We start from the raw sequence: 22,715 nt of genomic DNA, 5'->3' as shown, positions 1-22,715 counted from the left end.
TTTAGCGGCACAATGCGGGACAAACCCGCCTGAGGACCCGGCCGCGCCCGCGCGGACCCGTACGAGGAGCCAGCCAGATGACACCGACCCACGCCCTGCCGCCGCAACGTCCGCCCCGCCGCCCTGCCCGTCGCGCCGTGCTCCATGCCGCCACCGCGCTGGTGCTTGGCAGTGCCGCCTTCACGCTGCTGCCGGCGGGTGCCGCCCACGCCGAAGACCTGCGCATCGGCCTGGCGGCCGACGTGACCTCGATGGACCCGCACTGGAACAACTCGGGCCCCAACAACGCCATCGCGCTGCATGTGTTCGAGTCGCTCGTGTTCATGGACAAGAACGCGCGCTACATCCCCGGCCTGGCGTTGTCGTGGAAGCCGGTCAACGCCATCACCTGGGAGATCAAGCTGCGCCCCAACGTGAAGTGGCATGACGGCTCGCCCTTTACCAGCGAGGATGTCAAGGCCTCGCTGGAGCGCCCGGAGAAGCTGGTCAACAGCCCCGGCTCGTTCACCAGCTACACCAAGCCGATCGCGCGCATCGACACGCCCGACCCGCTGACGGTGCGCCTGACCATGAGCGTGCCCAATTACGCCAACCTGGCCAACGACCTGAACAGCGTGCCGATCATGCCGAAGAAGGTCGCCGCCACGCTGACGCAGGCGGACTTCGACTCGGGCAAGGCGATGATCGGCACCGGCCCGTTCAAGTTCGTGCGCTTTGCGCGCGGGCAGGAAATCGTGATGGAGCGCAACCCCAACTACTGGGGCCCCAAGCCCGAGTGGGACCGCGCCATCTTCCGCATCATCACCGACAACGGCGCGCGTTCGTCCGCGCTGCTGGCGGGCGATGTCGACGTGATCGAGAGCGTACCGTCGGCCGACGTCGCGAAGCTGAAGCAGAATCCGAAGTTCAAGATCGAGCAGCAGGTGTCGTGGCGCACCATCTTCTGGCAGATGGACCAGTCGCGCGACAACCCGCCCTTCGTCACCGACAAGGCCGGCAAGCCGCTGGGCAAGAACCCGTTCAAGGATGCGCGCGTGCGCGCCGCAATCAGCAAGTCGCTGAACCGCGACGCCATCATCAGCCGCATCATGGAAGGGCTGGCGGTGCCGGCATCGTCGATCGTGTCGCCGCAGATCTTCGGGCATCCGGGCACCAAGCCGGAGGCCTATGATCCGGAAGGCGCGAAGAAACTGCTGGCCGACGCGGGCTACCCCGACGGCTTCGGCCTGACGCTGCACGCCACCAACAACCGCTACCTGAACGACGCCGCAGTGGCGCAGGCCACCGCCAGCATGCTGACGCGCATCGGCATCCAGACCAAGGTGGAGACGTTGCCGGTGGCGGCCTACTTCACGCGCGCACGCCAGGGCGAGTTCGCCTTCCAGATGCTGGGCTGGGGCTCGGCCGCGGCCGACGTGGCCTTGCGCTCGATCACTGGCACGCCCAACCCCAAGACCGGTTACGGCACCTGGAACTGGGGCAAGTACAGCAACCAGCAGCTGGACCAGCTGATCGAGAAATCGCTGACTACCGTCAGCAGCGACAAGGCGCGTGAGGAGAATGCCCGCATCGCGGCCAAGTTTGCGCTGGCCGACCACGCGATCATTCCGTCGCACAGCCAGCTGGCGATGTGGGCAATGAAGAAGGGACTGAAGTACGAGGCGCGCACCGACGAGTGGTCGCTGGCGCAGTTCTTCCACAAGGAGTGAGGGCGGGACTGCCTGCTGCCGCTCTCCCGCGCAGCGGGAGAGCGGCCGTTCCTCAGATCTTCAACCGCTCTTCCTGCCGCGCATTCGCCGCGCGCAGCTTCTGCACCCAGTCGCGCGCAGGCAGGCCGGTAGTCTTCTCGACCACATCGGCGCGCGCCTCGATCACTTCCCACGACACATCGATCTCCGGCCCATTGAATGCCAGCGCAATGACGTTGCCGTCATGCACTTCCGGGAACACCAGCACGCGGTTGTCGAAGGCATCGCAGATGCGTTCGATATTCTTCGGAAAGCTGTCGTGGTCGCCGAACAGGTTGATGGTCATCACCCCGGGTGCCTTCAGCGTGCGGCGGCAGGCGCGGTAGAACGCGGTGGTGTCCAGCACCGGGCCGCGCGCGGTGGCGTCGTACAGGTCCACCTGCAGCACGTCGATGGCGCCGGCGTGGGTGCCGTCCATCACGTAGTCCCAGGCATCCTGCTCGCGCACGGTCAGGCGCGCGTCGTCCTCGCGCAGGCCGAACATGCTGCGCCCGGCGATGATCACCGCGGGGTTCAGCTCCACCGCGGTCACGCGCGCGCGGCTGAACTGGCGGTGGCAGAACTTGGTCAGCGCCGCTGCGCCCAGGCCCAGTTGCACCACGTGGAATTCTTCGACCGAGGGCGACAGGAACAGCAGCCAGGCCATCATCTGCTGCGCGTATTCCAGCTCGATCGCATCGGGCTTGCGCAGGCGCATCGCGCCCTGCACCCACTCGGTGCCGAAGTGCAGGTAGCGCACTCCTTCCATTTCCGAGAACGTCACCGGCGCAAAGCGCGGCGTCATGCGTTTTTCTTCGCGTGCCGGCGCCTCGCCACGGGTGCGGGTGCCACGTGCCGGACGGCGCGAGGCCACGGCTTCAATCGATTTGCGTTTCAGTAGGGTCATGTTGTCGAGAAAGGCGTTCAGCACCCGTTCCAGCATGGATGGGGGAAACGCGGATTACTTGCCCAGCGCCGCCTGCGCGCGCTGCAGCCATTCGCGGTTGTGTTCGCGGGTGTGGCGCGGCCAGTGGCGGGCGTCGTGGACGATATCGGCATAGAGCTGCTGCGCGCGTTCGCGGTCGGCGGCGTCGGGCTGCGCCGCCAGCCAGTCGGCGAAAAGGCAGCGCGGCGCGGCATCGCTGGCGCTGGTCAGCGCCTGCTCGAACGCGGCGCGCGTGCCGGATGCGCCGGTGGCCGCCAGCGCGCGCGCATACAGCAAGGCCGGATCGGGCTGCTGGCGCGACTGCGGATTGGTGGCGAACAGCTTTTCCAGCGTTGCCAGCGCGCCGGCCGCATCGCCGGTGGCGAACTGCGCCTGTGCCAGTCCTTGTAGCAGCGCCGGATCGGTCGCAAACGGTCCGCTGGCCGCTGCCTGGTAGTGCTGCAGGGCTTCCGACGGCTCCCCGGCCGCCAGCAGCGCGGCGCCCAGGCGCATGCGGTGCGCCACCGTCGGGGCGCGGTCAAAGTCTGAGCGGGCCTCGCGCACCGCGCGGTTCGGATCGACCAGTTGCGTGATGGCACGCGTGGCCGCACGCGCGCCGCGCGACTGGCGCAGCTCGGGCAGGTAGATCGCGAAGAAATACACCACGCTGCCCAGCCCCGGGAACAGGAACAGGATCAGCAGCCAGTACATGTTCTGGTGTGTGCGCACCGCGTGCACCGCAAAGAACAGTGCAACGATGATATGGATGCTGATGCCGAAGATACGCATAGGGAATTCACCTTGAAATCAATGGCCGGCGCGCCAGCCGCCGGCATTGTGACAGAAAGGCGGGGCCACGGGTTTCAGCCGCCCGCCGGGATGCCGGCGCCGGCCGACCGCAGCCCCGCCACCGCCTGCGGCGTCAGCACGGCCTCGCCATTGACCGCGCGCGCCACCAGCGCATCGGCCGCCTCGATGGCAATGCCCTGCGCGCTGTACCAGGCATCGTCGTAATAGGTGTTGCCGTAGCGCTCGCCGCTGTCGCACAGCAGGCTGACGATGGCGCCGCCCTCCCCCGCCGCGCGCATCTGCTGGGCCAGGTACAGCACGCCGACGAAATTGGTGCCGGTGGACCCGCCCACGCGGCGCCCGAAGCGCCCGGCGAGGTAGCGCATGGCCGCGAACGAGAGCGCGTCCGGCACCTTAAGCATGGCGTCGATACAGGTCGGGATAAACGAATGCTCCACGCGCGGCCGGCCGATGCCTTCAATGCGCTAGCCCTCCGCCAGGGACAGGTCCGGCTGCGGCTTGCCGTCCAGGCAGCTGCGGAAGTAGTCAAAGAACACCGAGTTCTCCGGGTCCGCGCACAGCACGCGGGTCTTGTGGCGCCGATAGGCCACATAGCGCCCCAGCGTGGCGATGGTGCCGCCGGTGCCGCCGCTCGATACCAGCCAGGCCGGCACCGCATGCTCTTCGTGCGCCATCTGCTTGAAGATCGACTCGGCGATATTGTTGTTGGCGCGCCAGTCGGTGGCGCGCTCGGCGTAGGTGAACTGGTCCATGAAATGCCCGCCCGTCTCCTGCGCAATGCGGCGCGAGGCGGCGTAGATCCCGGACGGGCTGCCCACCAGGTGGCAGTGCCCGCCGTAGAACTCGATCGCCTCGATCTTGGCGCGCGAGGTCCCCGCCGGGATCACCGCCACGAACGGCAGCCCGAGCAGCCGCGCAAAGTAAGCCTCGGAGATCGCGGTCGAGCCGCTGGATGCCTCCACCACCGTGCTGCCCTCGTGCAGCCAGCCGTTGCACAGCGCATACAGGAACAGCGACCGCGCCAGCCGGTGCTTGAGGCTGCCGGTCGGGTGGCTGGACTCGTCCTTGAAATAGACGCGGATGTCCGGGTAGCCCGGCAGGTCCAGCGGGATCAGGTGGGTGTCGGCGGAGCGGTTGAAATCCGCATCGATCTTGCGGACGGCTTCGTGGGTCCAGTCGGAAAGTGGCATGGCAGTGTTCCGGGCAGGCCGGACGTCAGGACAGACCGTCAGGATGCCAGAAGCGCACGCCGCAAATCCAGTTTCCGGGATGGGCAGGCGGGCTGGCACAGCCCGCAAAGGGCGGTTTCACCACAACCGCGGGACCGGGCATGGCATTTCCCGGCCGGATGCAGCCACCGCGCGGGTGCTGGGATATGATAATACGATTAATATTATATGTGACTGAAACAGATGTCCCCGATGTCCGCGATACCCGGGCGAGCCACCCGCCGCCTTGCCCGCCCCAGCCAGCCGGCTGGTCCCCGGATCCTGCATTGCGCAAGGCTGCCGTCATGAACGAACGCAAACCGGACGCCGACCCCGGCGTCGCAGCGGGTAGCCGCCGCACATCCTTTGAGTCCTATATGCGCTTCCTGGCCGAAGCCCCGCGCGACGGCACGCCCGTGGTGCTGGAGACCGAGACCGCCCTGTCGCTGCACTTCGACGTGCTGGCCACGCAGAGCTTCATGTCGCGGCGCGATCCCGACCGGCTGGTGCTGGGCTACACGCGCACCATGATGGGATTCCTGCTGTTGCATCCGTCGCCGGCACGGATTTCGGTGATCGGACTCGGCGGAGGCTCGCTGGTCAAGTATTGCTACCGGCACCTGCCCGCCACGCGGGTGGTCGCTGTCGAGATCGACCCGGCGGTGATCGCACTGCGCGAGCGCTTCCGCATTCCGCCCGACGATGTCCGCCTGCAGGTGGTCTGCGCCGATGGCGCCGAGTACGTCAGGGGCCGGGAAGCGCGCCCCGAGGTCATCCTCGTCGACGGCTTCCTGGCTGACGGCATGCCGCTGCAGCTTGGCTCCGCCGGCTTCTACGCTGCCTGCCACGCGCGGCTGGCCGACGACGGCATGCTGGTGGCCAACTTCCTTGCAAGCGACCGCGGCATGCCGCACTACCTGGGCGCGGTGCGCGCCGTGTTCGGGGCCTCGATGTCGGTCGCACGCGCCGAGGACAGCTGCAACTACACCTTGTTTGCCTGGAAAGGCCCGCCCCGGCTGCCGTCGCTGCAGACGCTGCTGGCACGCGCACGGGCGCTGGAAGCCGTGCATGCATTGAAGCTGACACCGACTGCCCGCCGCATGAAGCGCGGCGAGGCGGTTGCCGCCGACCCCGACGCCTGGCACGCCCTTGCCCGGCCCCGGGACACCCTGTAGCGGCAACGCAGGTCCGCCGCCGCCCTTCCCAATCCGCCAGACGCCGCCCCATCGCCATGCCGATCCTGTACCTGCGCAAACTGACCGGGAAGCGGCGTAGCCCCCACGCCAACCGGCACCTGGCCGGCTACCTCTGCTTTGTCGCCGGCGCCATCAATGCCGGCGGCTTCCAGGCCGTGCAGCAATACACCTCGCATATGTCCGGCGTGGTCTCGGCCATGGCCGACAACCTGGCGCTGGGCAGCTTCGCGCTGGTGCTGGATGGGGTCGGGGCGCTGCTGTCGTTTCTCGGCGGCGCCGCGTGCTCGGCGGTGCTGGTCAACTGGGGACGACGCGAACGGCTGCACAGTGAATACGCGCTGCCGCTGGCGCTGGAGGCGGGGCTGCTGCTGTGCTTTGGCCTGATCGGCGGCAACCTGGGGCAGCACCAGTGGCTGTTCGTGCCAGCCACGGTGATGCTGCTGTGCTTCATCATGGGGCTGCAGAATGCCATGATCACCAAGCTTTCGAACGCCGAGATCCGCACCACACACCTCACTGGCATGGTCACCGATATCGGCATCGAGCTGGGCAAGCTGTGCTACTGGAACGCAGCCGCGCCGGCGCGCACGCCATCACGCACACAAGCGCGCCCACTGCCCCGCGTGCTCGCCAACCGGCGCAAGCTGCGCCTGCTGGTGGTGCTGGTCACGCTGTTCTTTGCCGGCGGCATCGCCGGCGCGCTGGGCTTCAAGCACATGGGTTTCAGCGCCACGCTGCCGCTGGCCGCGCTGCTGCTGGCGCTGATCGCAGTGCCGCTGAGCGACGACCTGCGCAGCCGCTGGCGCACAGGCTCACTGCCGCGCCTGGCGGCGCGGATGCGGCAATGCGTGCAGGCGGGCGCGCCGCGCCGGCGGCGCTAGGCGCCGCCTAGCGGTACACCAGCACCGGGATCTTGCTGTGGGTCAGCACCTTCAGGGTTTCGCTGCCGATCAGCATGCCCTGGACCCCGCGCCGCCCGTGCGAAGCCATCACGATCAGGTCGCAGCCTTTTTCCTCGGCCGTCTTGATGATAGCCTCGTAGGGATGGTCGTTGACGACGTATGCCGTGTCACAGGCCACGCCCGCGGCGACGGCCTCATCGGCCAGTCCGCGCAGGTAGCGGGTCGCGTTTTCCCAGGCCTCCTTCACGTAGGTTTCGCGCGTGTCCTCCAGCATCTCGACCTGGTAGGTCAGGACGTGGTAGTTCGGACAGACGCGCACCGCGGTGGCACTCGCCCCCATGTCCCGCGCCAGCGTGAGAGCCTTGCGGAACGCCGATTCAGACAGGTCGGAACCATCGACCGCCAGCAGGAGATGCTTGAACATGATTGCCTCCTTGCCAGCATGGTTGCCGGCTAAGGCGCTCACTTCCGATGCGTCATCGCCATGCGTCCGAAAGTGCAAGCCCGCAAGGCGCACTACAAGGAGCGATCGATACCCCCGGTTTCGAATGATTCGTCGCTCGACTCCAGTATAGGTGCGCCATGGCCCACGGCAATCCGGCATGCGTCACATGCTCACGGGTGGATTCAGTACGGGCGATTTGCGAAGCCGTTGGCTGGCTGCGGGCCGCGTCAGGCCCGGCATAGGCCATCAGCGCGATGAAGACAGCCATGACGGTGGCGCCGACCGCCATGAACACGCGCTCGCGGCCCTGCCCGACCTTGTCGAGCAGCCAGCCCACCACGAGCAGGCAGGCAAAGGCCACCACATAGGGCACCGCCGAGGCGATGCCGGCGTGCAGGACGTGGCGAGGCACTGTCAGGAAATCATGCCGTGATGATCGGATCCGCAGCCATGTCCTGGCACCGGGCGGCGCGACGCCATGGCGCTCACCGATGCGGGCGCGAATACCTGGCTGAAATTGCACCGCTGCTGCGGCAGCTGGAGCGGGCCACCATGAACGTGATGGCCCTCAAGGGCAGAGGTGGCGCCCTGTCGCTCTCGGTAGGTGCGTCGCTGGGCAGCTACTGGCTGATCCCGCGCCTGCCCGCATTTACGCGCGCGCACGGCGAGATCACCCTGAACCTGCGCACGCGCGTGGGTCCGGTGGACTTCAGCACCGCGTCCGTGGATGCGTCGCAGCAGCACGAGGCAGGTGTCGCCGAAAGAAGCTGATGCAACTTCCGTGAGCCATGGCATGGATATTGCGAAGCGGTCGCACAGGCCAACGGCGGCCTTGAAACAAGCTGGCAAGTCGCGATGACATGCTCCGAAAAGGAGCATCCCGGGCAACGACGCCCCGAAGCGAATGGACCACGAACCGGACAACCGGTTCGCAGGCATCTCGCTTCGGGGCGCTTTTGCTTCGCCGGTCAGCGCGGTGCGCGTCTGCGTCGACACTACCTGCAAGGCATGGCATGAACGCTCTCTCCACTCAGTCACCCGAGACCGAAGTGTCCGCCGAGACCATCGGCGCATTGATCAACCTTTCCGGCAGGCAGCGCATGCTGTCGCAACGGATCGTCCTCCAGATGCTGCTCGCTTCGCGGGGGGACACTGCCGCGCTCGATATCGCACGCAAGTGCCTGTCAATGTTCGAGTCGGCGCATTCGGATCTCGTGACGGGCAGTGAGCGCTTCCCCGGCACATTCTCCGGCGCCTTGCAGCAACTGTACTTTGGCAGTGCGCGCGCTGACGCTCGCATCCGTGAATTCATCGCCCGGGTCAGAACAGCGATAGACACACCACTGGCCGACACCAGCCGGCAAGCGTCATTCCTCGATGTGCTTGTGACGCAGGCCACGCCGATACTTGAGCTGCTGCAGACTGTCACGCAGGCCTACCAGGAGGAAATGCACCGTTGCGAGCTCGCTGTGCGCAAACGCCAGACCGACCTCGCCGATCGCCTCAGCGGTATTTCGATGCAGGCCAACATCGTCGCAATGAATGCACGCATCTCGGCGGCGCGGGCGGGAGAGTACGGCAGGGAGTTCTCGGTGATCACGCAGGTGCTTGCGGACATCATCAAGGAAATGGATCAGCTGATCCGCCACGTCGTCGGCTCGAACGACGGGCCCAAAGGACCAACCAGAGCCTGACGCGGAGACGCCCTTGAAACGTTACCTCAGCTCCTTCTGCCTGATTGTCTGCAGCGTCCTGGCGCTGGCCGGGACCGCTTGCGCCGAAACGCTGACGATCAACGCGGCGATCAACAAGGCGGGCCGCCAGCGCATGCTGTCTCAGCGCATGGCCAAGGCTTACTGCCAGGCTGGCCTCGGCGTTGAAGTCGAACGTTCGAAGAAGATTCTCGAGCAGTCCGTGGCGCTCTTCGACAAGCAGCTCATGGAGCTGACGGCGTTCGCACCCACGCCGGAGATCAAGGATTCCTACGCCAGGCTCGAGCAGACATGGATTCCCTATAGACAGTTGCTGTCCGGCGGCGATCCGAATCCCGATAGCGCGAAAACCATCGCAAGAATGAGCGAGGACGTGCTGAAGCTTGCGCAACAGGCGACCCTCCTGCTCGAGAAACATTCGGGCACCGCGACGGGCAAGCTGATCAACGTTGCCGGCCGCCAGCGGATGCTCTCGCAGAGAATCGCCAAGATCAGCATGTTCCGCGCCTGGGGCATTACCTCCCCCCGGATGGCGCAGGATCTGGACATGGCTACCAGGGAATTCGCAGCCGCGCAGGAGCTTCTCACCTCGGCGCCGCAAAACACCGAGGCAATCCGTCGCGAACTGCTGCTGGCCGGGTCTCAGTGGCTGTTCTTTGAAGAGGCACTCAACCAGACCGGGGTCAGTCGCGCGGAACAGTTGAGGAACATCGCCACGACCAGCGAGCGTATTCTTCAGGTAATGGATGACGTCACCGGCATGTATGAAGGGATGCCCAGGTAACGTGGGTGCGTGAACGAGCTATGCCAGACGCTGCCTTACAGGCAGCCACTCTCGCAATGCCTGCCAGGCGCCCAGCTTTTCCGTGTAGGGCAAGGTATGAGCGGGACTACTGGAAGGAAGCCTGATGATCCGGTGATGGTCGCCATGCTGCCCAAGGGCCTTCAAACCGATACGCGCGGCAGTGCCGCCATTGAAGGCGATGACAGCCAGCCTGGGTAGTGATTCGATCAGGCTCGCCAGGTCGTTGCCGGCGTGATCCCGGATATTGCTGTCCAGGCTGCCCTCACGCTTCGCTTGCGCCACCACGTCCCACAGACCGACGTGATGCGCCAGAAGCGTTTGCAGCCGCGCGGCATATTCCATGCGGACCAGGTCTTCACCGAGAACTTCGCCGGTCAGGCGCCAGAACTGATTCTGCCGATGCGCGTAATACTGGCATTGCGCCAGTGACGCCTCGCCCGGCAGGCTGCCGAGAATAAGGATGCGCGTGCCGGCGTCAACGACAGGCGGGAAGCACCGCTTCAGTGTCATCGGTCACGCGCTCCGCTACAACACATTGAGATGGGAATCCCCCGCCGCCTGCGCGGCGGGGGCAGCCGGGGCGTCAGGCCAGCAGCTTGTTGACACGCTGCACATACGCAGCCGGATCGTCCAGCATGCCGCCTTCGGCCAGCAGCGCCTGGTCGAACAGCACCTGCACGCGGTCGCTGAAGGCATCGCCCTCGGGGAGATCGCGCAGTTTCTGCACCAGCGCGTGTTCCGGGTTCAGTTCCAGGATCGGCTGGGCGTCCGGCGCCTTCTGGCCGGCCTGCTTGAGCAGGCGCTGCAGATAGCCGCTCATGTCGCCTTCGTCAGAGACCAGGCACGAGGCCGACGCGGTCAGGCGCAGCGTCACGCGCACGTCCTTGGCCTTGCCGTCGAGCACGGTCTTGGCGCGATCGACCACGTCCTTCCAGTCGGCCTCGGCCTTTTCCTGCTCGGCCTTCTCGGCTTCGTCGGCGAGCTTGCCCAGGTCCAGGTCGCCGCGCGCGACCGACACCAGTTCCTTGCCGTCGAACTCGCGCAGGAATGAAAGCATCCATTCATCGACGCGGTCGGTCAGCAGCAGCACTTCGATGCCCTTCTTGCGGAACACTTCCAGGTGCGGGCTGTTCTTCGCGGCGGACCAGGTATCGGCGGTGACGTAGTAGATCTTGTCCTGGCCTTCCTTCATGCGGCCGACGTAGGCGGCCAGCGCCACGTTCTGCTCGGCGGTGTCGTTGTGGGTGGAGGCAAAGCGCAGCAGCTTCGCCACGCGCTCCAGATTGGCCTGGTCTTCACCGATGCCTTCCTTGAGCGCCTGGCCGAACTGCTGCCAGAAGGTGGTGTACTTGGCGCGCTCGGCTTCTTCTTCACTGTCGGCCAGCGTTTCCAGCATCGACAGCACGCGCTTGGTGCAGCCCTCGCGGATGGCCTTGACGTCGCGGCTTTCCTGCAGCAGTTCGCGCGATACGTTCAGCGGCAGGTCGGCGGAATCGACCACGCCCTTGACCCAGCGCAGGTAGCCCGGCAGCAGCTGGTCGGCATCGTCCATGATGAAGACGCGCTTGACGTACAGCTTCAGGCCGGCCTTGTGGTTGCGGTCCCACAGGTCGAACGGGGCGCGCGCCGGGATATACAGCAGCTGGGTGTATTCGCTGCGGCCTTCCACGCGGTTGTGGGTCCAGGCCAGCGGCGCCTCGTTGTCGTGCGCGATGTGCTGGTAGAAGGCGGTGTACTGCTCGTCGGTGATGTCGGACTTGGCGCGGGTCCACAGCGCGCTGGCCTGGTTCACGCTTTCCCACTCGGCGGTGCGCTGGTAGGTGCTGGATTCAGCGTCCCACACCTCCTTGGGCATGCGGATCGGCAGCGAGATATGGTCCGAGTACTTCTGGATGATGCCCTTCAGGCGCCAGGCCGAGAGGAAGTCGTCCTCGCCCTCGCGCAGGTGCAGCGTGATGGTGGTGCCGCGCTCGTTGCGGGCGATGGCATCGATGGTGAACTCGCCGTCGCCGGTGCTTTCCCAGCGCACCGCGTCTTCGGCGCCCAGGCCGGCGCGGCGCGTTTCCACCGTGACCTTGTCGGCGACGATAAAGGCCGAGTAGAAGCCCACCCCGAACTGGCCGATCAGCGCGGCGTCCTTCTGCTGGTCGCCGGAAAGCTGCTGGAAGAATTCCTTGGTGCCCGAGCGGGCGATGGTGCCGAGGTTGTGGATCGCCTCGTCGCGGCTCATGCCGATGCCGTTGTCGGTGATCGTCAGCGTGCGCGCCTTGGCGTCGGCCTCGATGCGGATCGCCAGGTCGGCGTCGTTCTCCAGCAGGGACGGGTTCGCGATCGCCTCGAAGCGCAGCTTGTCGGTGGCGTCCGAAGCATTCGAGACCAGCTCGCGCAGGAAGATTTCCTTGTTGCTGTACAGCGAGTGGATCATCAGGTGCAGCAGTTGCTTCACTTCCGCCTGGAAGCTCATCGTCTCGTGCGGTGCGGTCATGGTTCTCCTCTTGGAAACAGGCGAATCTGGAAAGTCGGTGTGGCCACGGTCCTGTGGCCGGTGCCGCCAGACATAGGGCCGCCCGGGCCATTTTTCAAGGCCCGGGTGCTGCCGGGATGTGACTTACAGGCGTTCTAGCTGGCGCGCCAGGAAGGCCAGCATTTCCGGGTGGCCGCTGCTGGCAACGTTGAAGCGCATCCAGCCCGACGGCATCTGCGACGGCGAGAACAGGCTGCCCGGGGCGAACAGGTAGCCCTCTTCATGCCCCGCGGTGGCGATCGCGTTGGTGTCGCGGCCGGTATCGGCCCACAGGTACATGCCGGCGTGCTGGCCGGGAAAGAGCCGCAGGCCCAGGCGCTCCAGCTCGCGCCGGGTCTCGTCGCGGGCGCGGTCCAGCCGGGTGCGCACGCGCTCCACATGTTTGCGGTAGTGGCCCTCGGTCAGCACCTTGTACAGCACGCGTTCGTTGATCTCCGGCGTGGCCAGCCCCGCCAGCAGCTTGCTGTCGGTCAGCGCCGACGCCGTCTCCGGGTGCGCGGCGATAAAGCCCACGCGCAGGTTGGCCGCCAGCGTCTTGGAAAAGCTGCCCAGGTAGATCACCCGGCGCAGCTGGTCCAGGCTGGCCAGCCGGGTGGCGGCGTGGCCGGGCGGGCACAGGTCGCAGTAGATATCGTCCTCGACGATCAGGAAGTCGTACTGCTCGGCCAGGCGCAGCAGCTGGAAGGCCTTGGCCGCCGACAGCGAGGTGCCGGTGGGGTTGTGCAGCACCGAGTTGATCACGAACAGCTTGGGCCGCCGCGCCTGCACGATGCGCTCCAGCGCCTCCAGGTCCGGCCCTTCGGCGGTGTACGGCACCCCGATCACCTGGGCGCCCTGCGCGGCAAAGCGGCCGAACATCACGAACCAGGCCGGGTCGCCCACCAGCACCGTGTCGCCGGGCTGCAGGTAGAGCCGCGCGATCAGGTCCAGGGCCTGGGTGATGCCCGAGGTCAGCACGATCTGCTCGGCGCTGGCACCGATCTCCAGTTCTTCCAGCCGGGTGCGCAACTGCTGGCGCAGCGGCAGGAAGCCCTGCGGCGTGCCGCTGGCCAGAAAATGGTTGCCGGGCTGGCGGCCCAGCCCGCGCAGCGCGCTGGCGATCAGTTCGCCGTCGAGCCAGTCATTGGGCAGGAAGCCCAGTCCGGGCGCCTTGTGCGCCTCGGCGGTATGGAACATGCTGCGCAGCAGCCAGGTCACGTCGATATTACGCGCCACCGCCACGGCGCCGGACACCGGCGCCGCGGGCGCGGCCGGGGCACGCTCGCGCACGTAGAAGCCGGAGCCGCGGCGCGATTCCAGGTAGCCCAGCGCCACCAGCCGCTCATAGGCCTCGACCACGGTAAAGCGCGAGATGCCCTTCTCCTGGGCCAGCTGCCGGATCGACGGCATGCGCATGCCGGAGCGGAACACGCGCTCGTCGATGCGCATGCGGGCCCATTCGGTCAGTTGCTCGACCAGCGTCATCTGCGCCGAGGGGATCGGATCCGGGAAGCGCTCGGTGGGCGGCACCACCAGCCGCAGCGCGCGGCCGGAGGTATGCCCCGATGTGCTGTGGGCGTCGCCTCCGCTATCCTTCTGACGGGTGACGGTGGCGGTCTCGCCGCCGGCGTCGCCATCCCTGCTGTTGGCATCCATGTGCTGCTCCTGCAACTGTACTGAATACGATCCGCTCAACTGTACCGGTACTGTACCGACTACCTTGTCTACCATCAAGCCAAGATGAAGCTCGCCCTCGATCACCTTGTCATCGCCGCGCCCGATCTGGACGCCGGCACGGACCATGTTGCCGGCCTGCTGGGCATTGCGCCCCAGGGCGGCGGTGCGCACACGGCCATGGGCACGCACAACCGTGTGCTGGGCATGTTCGGCGGCGTCTACCTGGAAGTGATCGCGGTCGATCCGACGGCAACAGCGCCGGCCCGGGCGCGCTGGTTCGGCCTGGACACCGAGGCCGTGCAGCAGCGCCTGCGCGACGGCCCCTTCCTGCTGCACTGGGCTGCGCGCGTGGAACGCCCCGCCGACCTGGGCCGGTGGCAGGCGCAGTACCCGGAGCGCATCGCCCCGGTCATCCCGATGACCCGCGGCGGCCTGCACTGGCGCATCACCGTGCCCGAGGATGGCAGCCTGCCGGCCTGGCCGGGCGAAGCCGACAGCGCCGGCGACGGCCTGCTGCCCAGCCTGATCCAGTGGGACGTGGCCAGCTACCCCGGCGCCAGCCTGCCGCGGCAGGGCCTGGCGCTGCGCAGGCTGTCCGGGCGCCACCCGCGCGCCGAACTGCTGCGCCAGGGGCTGGCCTGGCTGGGCGCCGACCACCTCATCGCCATCGAGCAGGCCGACGGCCCGCCTGAACTGAGCGCCGAAATCGAAACCGCGCAGGGCATCCGCACCCTGCGCTAGCCACACCCGGAACAAGCCCACCAGGAGACCCCCGATGTCCGCCACCCGCAAGCGCTTCGACGAAGACCCCTACCTCGACCACTGCACCGCCACCGTGGTGGCGGCCGGCGCCGAAGGGATCGAACTCGACGAAACCGTGTGCTACGCGCGCAGCGGCGGCCAGGCCGGCGACACCGCCACGCTGGCGCTGGCCGACGGGCGCACGGTGGCCATCGCCGACACCATCTACGCCGAAGACCGCAGCCGCATCCTGCATGTGCCCGCACCGGATGCGCCGCTGCCGCGCGTGGGCGAGCGCGTCACCGTGACCATCGACTGGGCGCGACGCCACAAGCTGATGCGGCTGCATACCTGCCTGCACCTGCTGGGCTCGCTGATCCCGGTGCCGGTGACCGGCTGCGGCATCTCGCCGGAGTCGGCGCGCGTCGACTTCGACCTGCCGGAATCGACCCTGGACAAGGCCGACCTGACCGAACGCCTGAACGCGCTGATCCACGCCGACACCGCCGTGCGCACCACGCTGATCACGCCGCAGGAACTGGCCGCCCAGCCCGAGCTGGTGCGCACCATCGGCGCCGCGCCGCCGGCGGGCACGGCCAGCATCCGCATCATCGAAATCCCCGGGGTGGACCGCCAGCCCTGCGGCGGCACGCACGTGGCCAACACCAGCGAGATCGGCGCAGTGGTGGTGACCAGGATCGAGAAGAAGAGCCGCACCAACCGGCGCGTGGTGGTCGCGTTCGCGTGATGGCGTCCGGCTTGCTCACCGGCCTGACGGCCGCGCAGTTCCTGGCCCTGCTGACCCTGCTGACGGTGGGCCTGTTCACGCCCGGGCCCAACACCACCATCGCCGCGGTCACCGGCGCCAACTTCGGGCTGCGCGCCACGCTGCCGCACTGCGTGGGCGTGGCCTTCGGCTTTGCCAGCATCCTGGCGCTGTGCGCACTGGGCGTGGGCGCGCTGATCCTGGGCCAGCCCGCGCTGGCCGCCAGCGTGCACCTGGCCGGCGTGGCCTACCTGCTGTGGCTGGCGTGGAAGATCGCGCGCAGCACGGTGCTGGCGCAGAAGCAGGTGCTGCGCCCGCTCAGCGTGTGGCAGTCGGCGGTGCTGCAGTACGCCAACATCAAGGCGTGGATGCTGGCGCTGGCAGTCGCGGCCTCTTACATGACGGGCGCGCCCTCGCCGCTGCAGCGCGTGCTGCTGGTGAGCGGCTTGTTCGCCGTGCTGGGCTTTGTCAGCAACGGCGTGTACGGCGTGCTGGGCGCGTCGTTGCGGCAATGGCTGCAGCAAGGCCAGCGCGTGAGCTGGTTCAACCGCGCCATGGGCGCGGCGCTGGCGCTGACCGCGCTGTGGATTGCGGTCAGCGCCAGCCCGGGCGTGCCGTGACCCGCGGCGATCCGATTCCGAGCCGATGACAACCAAGACCCCGACCATGCCCGCCAGCCGCCCCGCTTCTCCGCCACTGACGTCTGCCCCACCGGCCTCCGGCGGCATGCTGCTCGGCTTTGTCGGCGTGGCGATCTTCAGCCAGACGCTGCCGTTCACGCGCATGGCGGTGGCCGAGCTGGACCCGGTCTTTGTGGCACTGGCGCGCGCCGTGCTGGCCGCGCTGCTGGCGCTGGCGCTGCTTGCCTGGCGCGGCGCGCTGTCCGCCAGCCGCCGCCCGCGCGGCGGCCAGTGGCCGCGGCTGGCCGTGACCGCGCTGGGCGTGGTGGCGGGTTTCCCGCTGTTTTCTTCGCTGGCGATGCGCGAGGTGCCGGCCAGCCACGGCGCCATCGTGATCGGCCTGCTGCCGCTGGCGACCGCGGTATTCGCCGCCTGGCTCGGGCGTGAGCGGCCGTCGCCGGCGTTCTGGCTGTCGGCCGTGGCCGGCAGCGCGCTGGTGGTGGGCTTTGCCGTCTGGCAGGGTGCCGGCGGCCTGCAGCATGCGGACTGGTACCTGTTCGCCGCCGTGGTGCTGGGCGCGCTGGGCTATGCCGAGGGCGGCAAGCTGTCGCGCGAGCAGGGCGGGCTGGAAACCATCAGCTGGGCGCTGGTGGTGTCGCTGCCGGTGCTGGTGCCGGTGGTGGCCTGGCTGACCCTGCGCGACCTGCCGGCAATAGCCGCGGCGTCGCCGCGCGCCTGGGGCGGCATGGCCTATGTGTCGGTGTTCTCGATGTTTGTCGGCTTCCTTTTCTGGTACGCCGGCCTCGCAAAAGGCGGCGTGGCGCGCGTCGGCCAGATACAATTGCTGCAGCCGTTCCTGACGCTGGCGGGCGGTGCGCTGATCCTGGCCGAGCCGCTTGACGCCCCCACCATCGCCTTCGCGGTGGCGGTGATCGCCGTCGTGGCCCTCGGCCGCCGCGCCGCCGTGCAGCAAAGCGCACCCGCCCCCGCCCCGGAAACGCCACCGATCCTCCCTGGACGCATTCACTGACTGGAGCCTACATGTCCGTCTACGACACCCTTGCCCGCCTCGGCATCGAACTGCCGGCCGTCAACGCCCCCGCCGCCGCCTATGTAATGGCCGCGCAAACCGGCAACACCGTGTTCCTGTCGGGCCATATCGCCCGCAAGGACGGCAAGGTATGGACCGGCAAGCTGGGCAAGGACATCGATACCGAGTCCGGCAAGGCCGCAGCGCGCGCGATCGCCATCGACCTGCTGGCCACGCTGCACGCGCATGTGGGCGACCTGAACCGCGTCACCCGCATCGTCAAGGTGATGAGCCTGGTCAACTCGACTCCCGAATTCACCGAGCAGCACCTGGTCACCAACGGCGCGTCGGAGCTGCTGGCCGAAGTGTTCGGCGACAAGGGCAAGCATGCGCGCAGCGCCTTCGGCGTGGCGCAGGTCCCGCTGGGCGCCTGTGTCGAGATCGAGATGATCGCCGAAGTGAAGGCGGCCTGAGGCCCGCATGCGCATCGACAACCTGCCCTTCGGCACCACCGACTGGTCGGCCATCGCGCCGACCCGCCACCCCGGCGAGCAGGGCGAGGCCACCTGGCGCACGCGCCAGTTCGGCGACATCCGCGTGCGCATGGTCGAATATTCGCCGGGCTACCTGGCCGACCACTGGTGCAGCAAGGGCCATATCCTGTTCGTGCTGGACGGCGAGCTCCATACCGAGCTGGAAGACGGCCGGCAGTTCGTGCTCGGCGCGGGCACCAGCTACCAGGTAGCCGACCAGGCGGAAGCGCACCGTTCGTCCTCGCCGAAGGGCGCACGACTATTTATCGTTGACTGAGCGGCAGGCTTGCCGCTCAGCCCAGAACTCCCCCAGACCACAAGAGACACATCATGAAATGGGCCATCTCCCGCCGGGCACAGCAACTGACCAGCTCGGCCATCCGCGAAATCCTGAAGGTCACCGAGCGTCCGGAAGTCATTTCGTTCGCCGGCGGCCTGCCGTCGCCGGCCTCGTTCCCGGTAGCGGCCATGGAGGCAGCGACGGCCCGCGTATTCGCCGACAACCCGCAGGCGGCGCTGCAATACGCCGCGACCGAAGGCTACCTGCCGCTGCGCGAGTTCGTCGCCAGGCGCCATGACGCGCCGGTCGAGCGCGTGCTGATCACCACCGGCTCGCAGCAGGCACTGGACCTGATCGCCAAGGTGATGATCGACCCGGGCAGCAAGGTGCTGGTGGAAACCCCCAGCTACCTCGGCGCGCTGCAGGCGTTCTCGCTGTTCGAACCTGAGTTCGTCTCGATCCCCAGCGATGACAAGGGCCTGCTGCCCGAGGCGCTGACGCCCGAGCTGACCGCCGGCGCGCGCTTCCTGTACGCCCTGCCCAACTTCCAGAACCCGACCGGGCGCCGCCTGCCGCTGGAACGCCGCGAGGCGCTGGTGGCCCGCGCCAAGGAACAGGGCGTGCTGCTGGTCGAGGACGATCCCTACGGCGCGCTCAGCTACACCGGCGACCAGCTGCCCAGCCTGCTGTCGATGAATCCGGACGGCGTGATCTACATGGGCTCGTTCTCGAAGATCCTGGCCCCCGGCATGCGCCTGGGCTACGTGATCGCCCCGCCCGAGCTGCACTTCAAGCTGTGCCAGGCCAAGCAGGCGTCTGACCTGCACACGCCGACCTTCACCCAGCGCGTGGCCTACGAGACCATCCGCGACGGCCTGCTCGACACGCATATCCCGACCATCCGCGAGCTCTACGGCAAGCAGTGCCAGTACATGCTGGATGCGCTCAAGCGCCATATGCCCGAGGGCGTGACCTGGAACGAGCCCGAAGGCGGCATGTTCATCTGGATGGAGCTGCCCGAGGGCCTGGACAGCATGGTGATCCTGGAAGAAGCCGTGAAGCGCAACGTGGCCTATGTGCCGGGCGCGCCGTTCTACGCCAGCAACCCGAAGCGCAACGCGCTGCGCCTGGCCTTCGTCACGGTGTCGGCAGAGCGCATCGAGCAGGGCGTGGCCATCCTTGGCGAGCTGTTCCGCGAAGCCATCGCCGCGGCCGCCGCCAGGCAACCGCGCGCGGCCTGAAGCCCGGACGCGCATCACCACTGGAGCCGAAATGTTGCGTATCTGGGGCCGACTCTCCTCCATCAACGTGCAGAAGGTGGTCTGGTGCGCGCGCGAGCTGCACCTGGACCATGAGCGCGTGGATATCGGCGTGACCAAGGGCGACCTCGACACCGAGGCCTATGTGCGCCTGAACCCGAACCGCCAGATCCCCGTGATCGAGGATTTCCGCGGCACCGATGTCGGCGGCGAGCCCTTCGTGCTGTGGGAATCCAATGCGATCGTGCGGTACCTGTGCGCGCGCTACGGCGAAGGCACGCTGTGGCCCGAGGACGTCAAGGCACGCGCCTCGGCCGACCGCTGGATGGACTGGCAGACCACCGCCTTCAGCCCGGCCATGGTGACGGCGTTCCTGAACCTGGTGCGCAAGCCGAAGGCGGAGCGCGACGAGGCTGCCATCAAGGCATCGTGCGAGCGCACCGAGCCGCTGGCCGAACTGCTGGACAAGGCGCTGGCCGGGCGCGAGTTCATCGGCGGCGACCGCTTCACCATGGCCGACATCTCGCTGGCCTGCGCCGCGCACCGCTGGATGGGGCTGCCGCTCAAGCACCAGTCGCGCCCCAACCTGGAGCGCTGGTTGAGCGCAATGCGCGCCCGCCCCGCCGCGGACGGCATCCTGGAACTGCCGCTGCGCTGAGCCGCGGCAGTTTTTTCTTTCCTGCCGTCCTGCCTTACTTCGCCGCGCGCGAGCCCGACGCCGCGGTAAATACCCCCAGCCCGATAAACGCCGCGCCGGTCAGGTAGCGGCCGAGCGCGCGCGCCCTGCCGGCGCGGCGCAGTGCCGGCATCACCGCGGCGGCGGCCATCACGTAGCAGGCGTCCGTGGTCGCGGCGATCAGCACGAAGGCCACGCCCAGTGCCAGGCTCTGCGTCAGCGCCGAGCCTGCCGGGTTCATGAACTGCGGCAGGAAGGCGGCAAAGAAGATCGCGGTCTTGGGATTGAGCAGCGCCACCACGAAGCCGTCGCGCACCACCTGGCGCAGGCTGCGTGGCGCTGCTTCAACCGTGCCGCCGTCAGCCGCCGCGGCGCCGCCACGCAAGGCGCGGATGCCCAGCCAGATCAGGTAGGCCGCCCCTGCGTACTTGACCACCGAAAACGCCAGCGCCGATACCGAGAACAGCACCGCCAGCCCCAGCGAGGCGCCGATCGCGTTGCCCAGGTTGCCCAGCGCCACCGCGCCGATCGAGGCCAGCCCGGCCTGCCGGCCCTGCGCCAGCGTGCGCGTGACGATATAGACCACGGCCGGGCCGGGCGTGATGGCCAGCGCCAGGCTGGCCAGCACGAATGCGGTCAGCAAAGGCCAGGGGGGAAGGAATTCGGTCATGGGCAGCCTCATTCAATGGTTGGATGCGGGCGGCAGCGCGCCTGCGGCATGACGCCCGCCAGTATGCGCCGAGCGCCGGCGCTTATGCCAGTCCCGGCATGGCTGCCGGGCCGGTCATGCAAGCCGGTGGCAGGCACGCAGACTTTTGCAACAGGCGCCGTTTAGAGTACTCTCGCCGGAGTGCCTGGAAGGCACCACGTGCGCCGCAATGCCCCCCAGGGAAACCCTGATCCCTGAATGTGGCTCATGCCAGGCATGACGCAATATACGACAGCGAACACGGAACCCGTTCCTACAATCGCTGGTTCTTTCCCGCGCGCGGCGGATGCCGCTCGCCGGGGCAAAGCGCATGCACGGCGCCGAGGGCACGCAGATCGTCCCGGCGCCTGAGCCAACCTGAGGAGGACATCGATCGTGTGGAGTCAAGTCTATGACCCGCTAGGCAATATGGCGCTGTCGACCATTGCCGCGGGCGTTCCCGTCGCCGTGCTGCTGGCAGCGCTGGCGTTCTTTCATATGCAGGCCCACCTGGCGGCGGGGCTGGCGTTGCTGATCGGCATCGTGGTCGCCTCCACGGTGTTCGGCATGCCGGCGGCAATGGCCGGCAAGGCAGCGGGGCTGGGCATCGTGTCCGGGCTGTTCCCGATCGGCTGGATCGTGCTGAACATCATCTTCCTGCACCGGCTGACAACCCTTAACGGGTCATTCAAGGTCTTGCAGAACTCGATCTCCGGCATCACCGAGGACCGCCGCTTGCAGCTGCTGCTGGTGGCGTTCAGCTTCGGCGCCTTCTTCGAGGGCGCGGCCGGCTTCGGCACACCGGTGGCCGTGACCGGCGCCATCCTGATCGGCCTGGGCTTCTCGCCGCTGGCCGCCTCGGGCCTGGCGCTGATCGCCAACACGGCGCCGGTGGCCTACGGCGCGCTGGGCGCCCCGATCATCGGCCTGGCGTCGGTGACCGGGCTGGACCTGCTCGACCTGTCGGCCATGATCGGCCGCCAGCTGCCGTTCTTCTCCGTAATCGTGCCGTTCTGGCTGATCTGGGCCTTTGCCGGCTTCCGCGGCATGCTGGCGATCTGGCCGGCGATCCTGGTGGCGGGCGTGAGCTTTGCGATCCCGCAGTTCCTGGTGTCCAACTACCACGGACCGTGGCTGGTGGACGTGATCGCCGCGCTGGTGTCGATGGGCTCGCTGACGCTGTTCCTGAAGGTCTGGCATCCGAAGGAGATCTGGACCTCGACCAGGATCCTGGGCCGCCACGACGACTCCAAGGTCGACCATCCCGAAGCGCTCGAAGCCGATGCCCGCGCCAGCGCCGCCTCGGCCGGCATCTCGGTGGCCAAGGCCTGGATGCCGTGGGTGATCCTGACGGTGTTCGTCTTTGTCTGGGGCGTGCCCGAGTTCAAGAAGCTGATGGATAGCCTGTGGGCGTGGAAATTCCCGATCCCGGGGCTGGACAAGGCCATCGTCAAGGTGCCGCCGGTCGTGCCCAAGGACGTCATCGAAGGCGCGGTCTTCAACTTCAACGTGCTGTCGATGGCCGGCACCGGCATCTTTGTCTCGGCCATCGCCGGCGGCCTGCTGATGGGCTACTCGGTGCCGCGCCTGTTCAAGGAATACTGGGAAACCATCAAGCTGGTGCGCTACTCGCTGCTGACCATCTGCGCGATGTTCGGCGTCGGCTACCTGACCCGCTACTCGGGCCTGGATGCCACGCTGGGCCTGGCCTTCGCCCACACCGGCGTGTTCTATCCGCTGTTCGGCACCATGCTGGGCTGGCTGGGCGTGGCGCTGACCGGTTCGGACACGGCCTCGAACGTGCTGTTCGGCGGCCTGCAGAAGACCACGGCGGAGCAGCTGGGCCTGTCGCCGGTGCTGATGGCCTCGGCCAACAGCTCAGGCGGCGTGATGGGCAAGATGATCGATGCGCAGTCCATCGTGGTGGCCTCGACCGCGACCAAGTGGTACGGCCACGAAGGCGACATCCTGCGCTACGTGTTCTTCCACTCGATCGTGCTGGCGATCCTGGTGGGCCTGTTCGTGACGCTGCAGGCCTATGTGCCGCCGTTCACGCATATGGTGATCCACCATCCCTGACCATTCAGAAGTTTCCGCACTGCGGTTCTGACAAGGCCCCGCCCCTGGCGGGGCTTTTCCATTGTGCAAGGCGCGTATCATGTTGTGTCTGATCCGCCGCACGCGCGCCCCCACCTCCCACGAAGACGCCAGG

At 67.6% G+C, this 22,715-nt stretch carries 22 protein-coding genes and 2 pseudogenes; 15 read left to right on the top strand and 9 right to left on the bottom strand.

Features of this window, described 5'->3' with window-relative positions; translation table 11 throughout:
- The first annotated feature begins 77 nt into the window (after positions 1 to 77).
- Positions 78 to 1,709, top strand: a complete 1,632-nt coding sequence (locus I6H87_RS12655; RefSeq protein ID WP_011615749.1) for an ABC transporter substrate-binding protein — start codon at positions 78 to 80, stop codon at positions 1,707 to 1,709.
- Positions 1,710 to 1,761: 52 nt separating this feature from the next.
- Here the strand turns inward: I6H87_RS12655 and I6H87_RS12650 are convergent, their stop codons facing one another.
- The 3 genes and pseudogenes from I6H87_RS12650 to I6H87_RS12640 all read right to left on the bottom strand — a co-directional run bounded on the left by I6H87_RS12650 (position 1,762) and on the right by I6H87_RS12640 (position 4,652).
- Complete coding sequence (locus I6H87_RS12650) at positions 1,762 to 2,634, bottom strand: class I SAM-dependent methyltransferase (protein WP_010813542.1); 873 nt, start codon at positions 2,632 to 2,634, stop codon at positions 1,762 to 1,764.
- Positions 2,635 to 2,688: 54 nt separating this feature from the next.
- Positions 2,689 to 3,441 (bottom strand): tetratricopeptide repeat protein, encoded by a 753-nt coding sequence (locus I6H87_RS12645; protein ID WP_011615751.1) that lies wholly within the window; start codon positions 3,439 to 3,441, stop codon positions 2,689 to 2,691.
- A 74-nt stretch (positions 3,442 to 3,515) separates the two neighbouring features.
- Positions 3,516 to 4,652, bottom strand: a pseudogene (locus I6H87_RS12640) (PLP-dependent cysteine synthase family protein).
- Positions 4,653 to 4,975: 323 nt separating this feature from the next.
- Here I6H87_RS12640 and I6H87_RS12635 point away from each other — a divergent pair.
- Positions 4,976 to 5,845, top strand: a complete 870-nt coding sequence (locus I6H87_RS12635) for a spermine/spermidine synthase domain-containing protein (RefSeq protein WP_011615752.1) — start codon at positions 4,976 to 4,978, stop codon at positions 5,843 to 5,845.
- 56 nt (positions 5,846 to 5,901) lie between these two features.
- Positions 5,902 to 6,711, top strand: a pseudogene (locus I6H87_RS12630) (YoaK family protein); the annotation flags it as partial.
- A gap of 43 nt (positions 6,712 to 6,754) precedes the next feature.
- Here the strand turns inward: I6H87_RS12630 and I6H87_RS12625 are convergent.
- Together I6H87_RS12625 and I6H87_RS12620 are read right to left on the bottom strand one after the other, a co-directional pair.
- Entirely contained in the window at positions 6,755 to 7,192 is a 438-nt protein-coding gene (locus I6H87_RS12625; RefSeq protein WP_010813547.1) for a universal stress protein, read from the bottom strand.
- Between the two features lie 52 nt (positions 7,193 to 7,244).
- On the bottom strand, positions 7,245 to 7,736 hold the full coding sequence (locus I6H87_RS12620) for an MFS transporter (RefSeq protein WP_162166394.1): 492 nt from the start codon (positions 7,734 to 7,736) through the stop codon (positions 7,245 to 7,247).
- 29 nt (positions 7,737 to 7,765) lie between these two features.
- On the opposite strand from I6H87_RS12620, the gene I6H87_RS12615 reads away from it, so the two are divergent.
- From I6H87_RS12615 to I6H87_RS12605, 3 genes are all read left to right on the top strand, one after another.
- A complete protein-coding gene (locus I6H87_RS12615; protein ID WP_174549479.1) occupies positions 7,766 to 7,984 on the top strand; it encodes a type 2 periplasmic-binding domain-containing protein in 219 nt (72 codons plus the stop codon).
- A gap of 242 nt (positions 7,985 to 8,226) precedes the next feature.
- Positions 8,227 to 8,907 carry a methyl-accepting chemotaxis protein gene (locus I6H87_RS12610; RefSeq protein ID WP_041687462.1) on the top strand — a complete coding sequence of 227 codons (681 nt, stop codon included), beginning with the start codon at positions 8,227 to 8,229 and terminating at the stop codon, positions 8,905 to 8,907.
- A 13-nt stretch (positions 8,908 to 8,920) separates the two neighbouring features.
- Positions 8,921 to 9,709, top strand: a complete 789-nt coding sequence (locus tag I6H87_RS12605; RefSeq protein ID WP_011615756.1) for a type IV pili methyl-accepting chemotaxis transducer N-terminal domain-containing protein — start codon at positions 8,921 to 8,923, stop codon at positions 9,707 to 9,709.
- Positions 9,710 to 9,727: 18 nt separating this feature from the next.
- Here the strand turns inward: I6H87_RS12605 and I6H87_RS12600 are convergent, their stop codons facing one another.
- The 3 genes from I6H87_RS12600 to I6H87_RS12590 all read right to left on the bottom strand — a co-directional run bounded on the left by I6H87_RS12600 (position 9,728) and on the right by I6H87_RS12590 (position 13,889).
- The gene (locus I6H87_RS12600) at positions 9,728 to 10,240 is read right to left on the bottom strand and encodes a DNA-deoxyinosine glycosylase (RefSeq protein ID WP_011615757.1); all 513 of its coding nucleotides are present in this window, start codon (positions 10,238 to 10,240) and stop codon (positions 9,728 to 9,730) included.
- A 73-nt stretch (positions 10,241 to 10,313) separates the two neighbouring features.
- Entirely contained in the window at positions 10,314 to 12,215 is a 1,902-nt protein-coding gene (gene htpG, locus I6H87_RS12595; protein ID WP_010813553.1) for a molecular chaperone HtpG, read from the bottom strand.
- Between the two features lie 123 nt (positions 12,216 to 12,338).
- Positions 12,339 to 13,889: an aminotransferase-like domain-containing protein gene (locus I6H87_RS12590; RefSeq protein ID WP_010813554.1), complete on the bottom strand. Its 1,551-nt coding sequence runs from the start codon at positions 13,887 to 13,889 to the stop codon at positions 12,339 to 12,341.
- A gap of 84 nt (positions 13,890 to 13,973) precedes the next feature.
- On the opposite strand from I6H87_RS12590, the gene I6H87_RS12585 reads away from it, so the two are divergent.
- Genes I6H87_RS12585 through I6H87_RS12550 form a run of 8 tightly spaced genes read left to right on the top strand, consistent with a single transcriptional unit; the run spans position 13,974 to position 19,797 of the window.
- A complete protein-coding gene (locus I6H87_RS12585; protein WP_011615758.1) occupies positions 13,974 to 14,651 on the top strand; it encodes a VOC family protein in 678 nt (225 codons plus the stop codon).
- A 34-nt stretch (positions 14,652 to 14,685) separates the two neighbouring features.
- A complete protein-coding gene (locus I6H87_RS12580) occupies positions 14,686 to 15,399 on the top strand; it encodes an alanyl-tRNA editing protein (protein WP_010813556.1) in 714 nt (237 codons plus the stop codon).
- Positions 15,399 to 16,037, top strand: coding sequence for a LysE family translocator (locus I6H87_RS12575; protein WP_011615759.1), 639 nt, complete (start codon positions 15,399 to 15,401; stop codon positions 16,035 to 16,037). The genes I6H87_RS12580 and I6H87_RS12575 overlap by 1 nt, the downstream gene beginning before the upstream one ends.
- A gap of 46 nt (positions 16,038 to 16,083) precedes the next feature.
- Positions 16,084 to 17,067 (top strand): DMT family transporter, encoded by a 984-nt coding sequence (locus tag I6H87_RS12570; protein ID WP_011615760.1) that lies wholly within the window; start codon positions 16,084 to 16,086, stop codon positions 17,065 to 17,067.
- A gap of 11 nt (positions 17,068 to 17,078) precedes the next feature.
- Positions 17,079 to 17,540 carry a RidA family protein gene (locus I6H87_RS12565; protein ID WP_010813559.1) on the top strand — a complete coding sequence of 154 codons (462 nt, stop codon included), beginning with the start codon at positions 17,079 to 17,081 and terminating at the stop codon, positions 17,538 to 17,540.
- Positions 17,541 to 17,547: 7 nt separating this feature from the next.
- Positions 17,548 to 17,877 carry a DHCW motif cupin fold protein gene (locus I6H87_RS12560; RefSeq protein ID WP_010813560.1) on the top strand — a complete coding sequence of 110 codons (330 nt, stop codon included), beginning with the start codon at positions 17,548 to 17,550 and terminating at the stop codon, positions 17,875 to 17,877.
- A 53-nt stretch (positions 17,878 to 17,930) separates the two neighbouring features.
- Positions 17,931 to 19,121 carry an aminotransferase-like domain-containing protein gene (locus I6H87_RS12555; protein ID WP_011615761.1) on the top strand — a complete coding sequence of 397 codons (1,191 nt, stop codon included), beginning with the start codon at positions 17,931 to 17,933 and terminating at the stop codon, positions 19,119 to 19,121.
- Positions 19,122 to 19,152: 31 nt separating this feature from the next.
- A complete protein-coding gene (locus tag I6H87_RS12550; protein WP_010813562.1) occupies positions 19,153 to 19,797 on the top strand; it encodes a glutathione S-transferase family protein in 645 nt (214 codons plus the stop codon).
- Between the two features lie 34 nt (positions 19,798 to 19,831).
- Here the strand turns inward: I6H87_RS12550 and I6H87_RS12545 are convergent, their stop codons facing one another.
- Positions 19,832 to 20,485, bottom strand: a complete 654-nt coding sequence (locus tag I6H87_RS12545) for a LysE family translocator (protein WP_011615762.1) — start codon at positions 20,483 to 20,485, stop codon at positions 19,832 to 19,834.
- Positions 20,486 to 20,899: 414 nt separating this feature from the next.
- Here I6H87_RS12545 and I6H87_RS12540 point away from each other — a divergent pair, with 414 nt between their 5' ends.
- On the top strand, positions 20,900 to 22,582 hold the full coding sequence (locus I6H87_RS12540) for an L-lactate permease (protein WP_011615763.1): 1,683 nt from the start codon (positions 20,900 to 20,902) through the stop codon (positions 22,580 to 22,582).
- The last annotated feature ends 133 nt before the right edge of the window (positions 22,583 to 22,715 follow it).

This window comes from Cupriavidus necator (genome assembly GCF_016127575.1).
Taxonomy (GTDB): domain Bacteria; phylum Pseudomonadota; class Gammaproteobacteria; order Burkholderiales; family Burkholderiaceae; genus Cupriavidus; species Cupriavidus necator_D.
The sequence above is the reverse complement of the archived record's forward strand: the minus strand, read 5'-3'. Positions and strand labels throughout refer to the sequence as shown.

Bases quoted from the DNA above. Each gene is read 5' to 3' on its own strand.
- I6H87_RS12655 (WP_011615749.1), top strand. From the start codon at position 78: ATGACACCGACCCACGCCCTGCCGCCGCAACGTCCGCCCCGCCGCCCT.
- I6H87_RS12650 (WP_010813542.1), bottom strand. From the start codon at position 2,634: ATGACCCTACTGAAACGCAAATCGATTGAAGCCGTGGCCTCGCGCCGT.
- I6H87_RS12645 (WP_011615751.1), bottom strand. From the start codon at position 3,441: ATGCGTATCTTCGGCATCAGCATCCATATCATCGTTGCACTGTTCTTT.
- I6H87_RS12635 (WP_011615752.1), top strand. From the start codon at position 4,976: ATGAACGAACGCAAACCGGACGCCGACCCCGGCGTCGCAGCGGGTAGC.
- I6H87_RS12625 (WP_010813547.1), bottom strand. From the start codon at position 7,192: ATGTTCAAGCATCTCCTGCTGGCGGTCGATGGTTCCGACCTGTCTGAA.
- I6H87_RS12615 (WP_174549479.1), top strand. From the start codon at position 7,766: ATGAACGTGATGGCCCTCAAGGGCAGAGGTGGCGCCCTGTCGCTCTCG.
- I6H87_RS12610 (WP_041687462.1), top strand. From the start codon at position 8,227: ATGAACGCTCTCTCCACTCAGTCACCCGAGACCGAAGTGTCCGCCGAG.
- I6H87_RS12600 (WP_011615757.1), bottom strand. From the start codon at position 10,240: ATGACACTGAAGCGGTGCTTCCCGCCTGTCGTTGACGCCGGCACGCGC.
- htpG (WP_010813553.1), bottom strand. From the start codon at position 12,215: ATGACCGCACCGCACGAGACGATGAGCTTCCAGGCGGAAGTGAAGCAA.
- I6H87_RS12590 (WP_010813554.1), bottom strand. From the start codon at position 13,889: ATGGATGCCAACAGCAGGGATGGCGACGCCGGCGGCGAGACCGCCACC.
- I6H87_RS12585 (WP_011615758.1), top strand. From the start codon at position 13,974: ATGAAGCTCGCCCTCGATCACCTTGTCATCGCCGCGCCCGATCTGGAC.
- I6H87_RS12580 (WP_010813556.1), top strand. From the start codon at position 14,686: ATGTCCGCCACCCGCAAGCGCTTCGACGAAGACCCCTACCTCGACCAC.
- I6H87_RS12575 (WP_011615759.1), top strand. From the start codon at position 15,399: ATGGCGTCCGGCTTGCTCACCGGCCTGACGGCCGCGCAGTTCCTGGCC.
- I6H87_RS12570 (WP_011615760.1), top strand. From the start codon at position 16,084: ATGCCCGCCAGCCGCCCCGCTTCTCCGCCACTGACGTCTGCCCCACCG.
- I6H87_RS12565 (WP_010813559.1), top strand. From the start codon at position 17,079: ATGTCCGTCTACGACACCCTTGCCCGCCTCGGCATCGAACTGCCGGCC.
- I6H87_RS12560 (WP_010813560.1), top strand. From the start codon at position 17,548: ATGCGCATCGACAACCTGCCCTTCGGCACCACCGACTGGTCGGCCATC.
- I6H87_RS12555 (WP_011615761.1), top strand. From the start codon at position 17,931: ATGAAATGGGCCATCTCCCGCCGGGCACAGCAACTGACCAGCTCGGCC.
- I6H87_RS12550 (WP_010813562.1), top strand. From the start codon at position 19,153: ATGTTGCGTATCTGGGGCCGACTCTCCTCCATCAACGTGCAGAAGGTG.
- I6H87_RS12545 (WP_011615762.1), bottom strand. From the start codon at position 20,485: ATGACCGAATTCCTTCCCCCCTGGCCTTTGCTGACCGCATTCGTGCTG.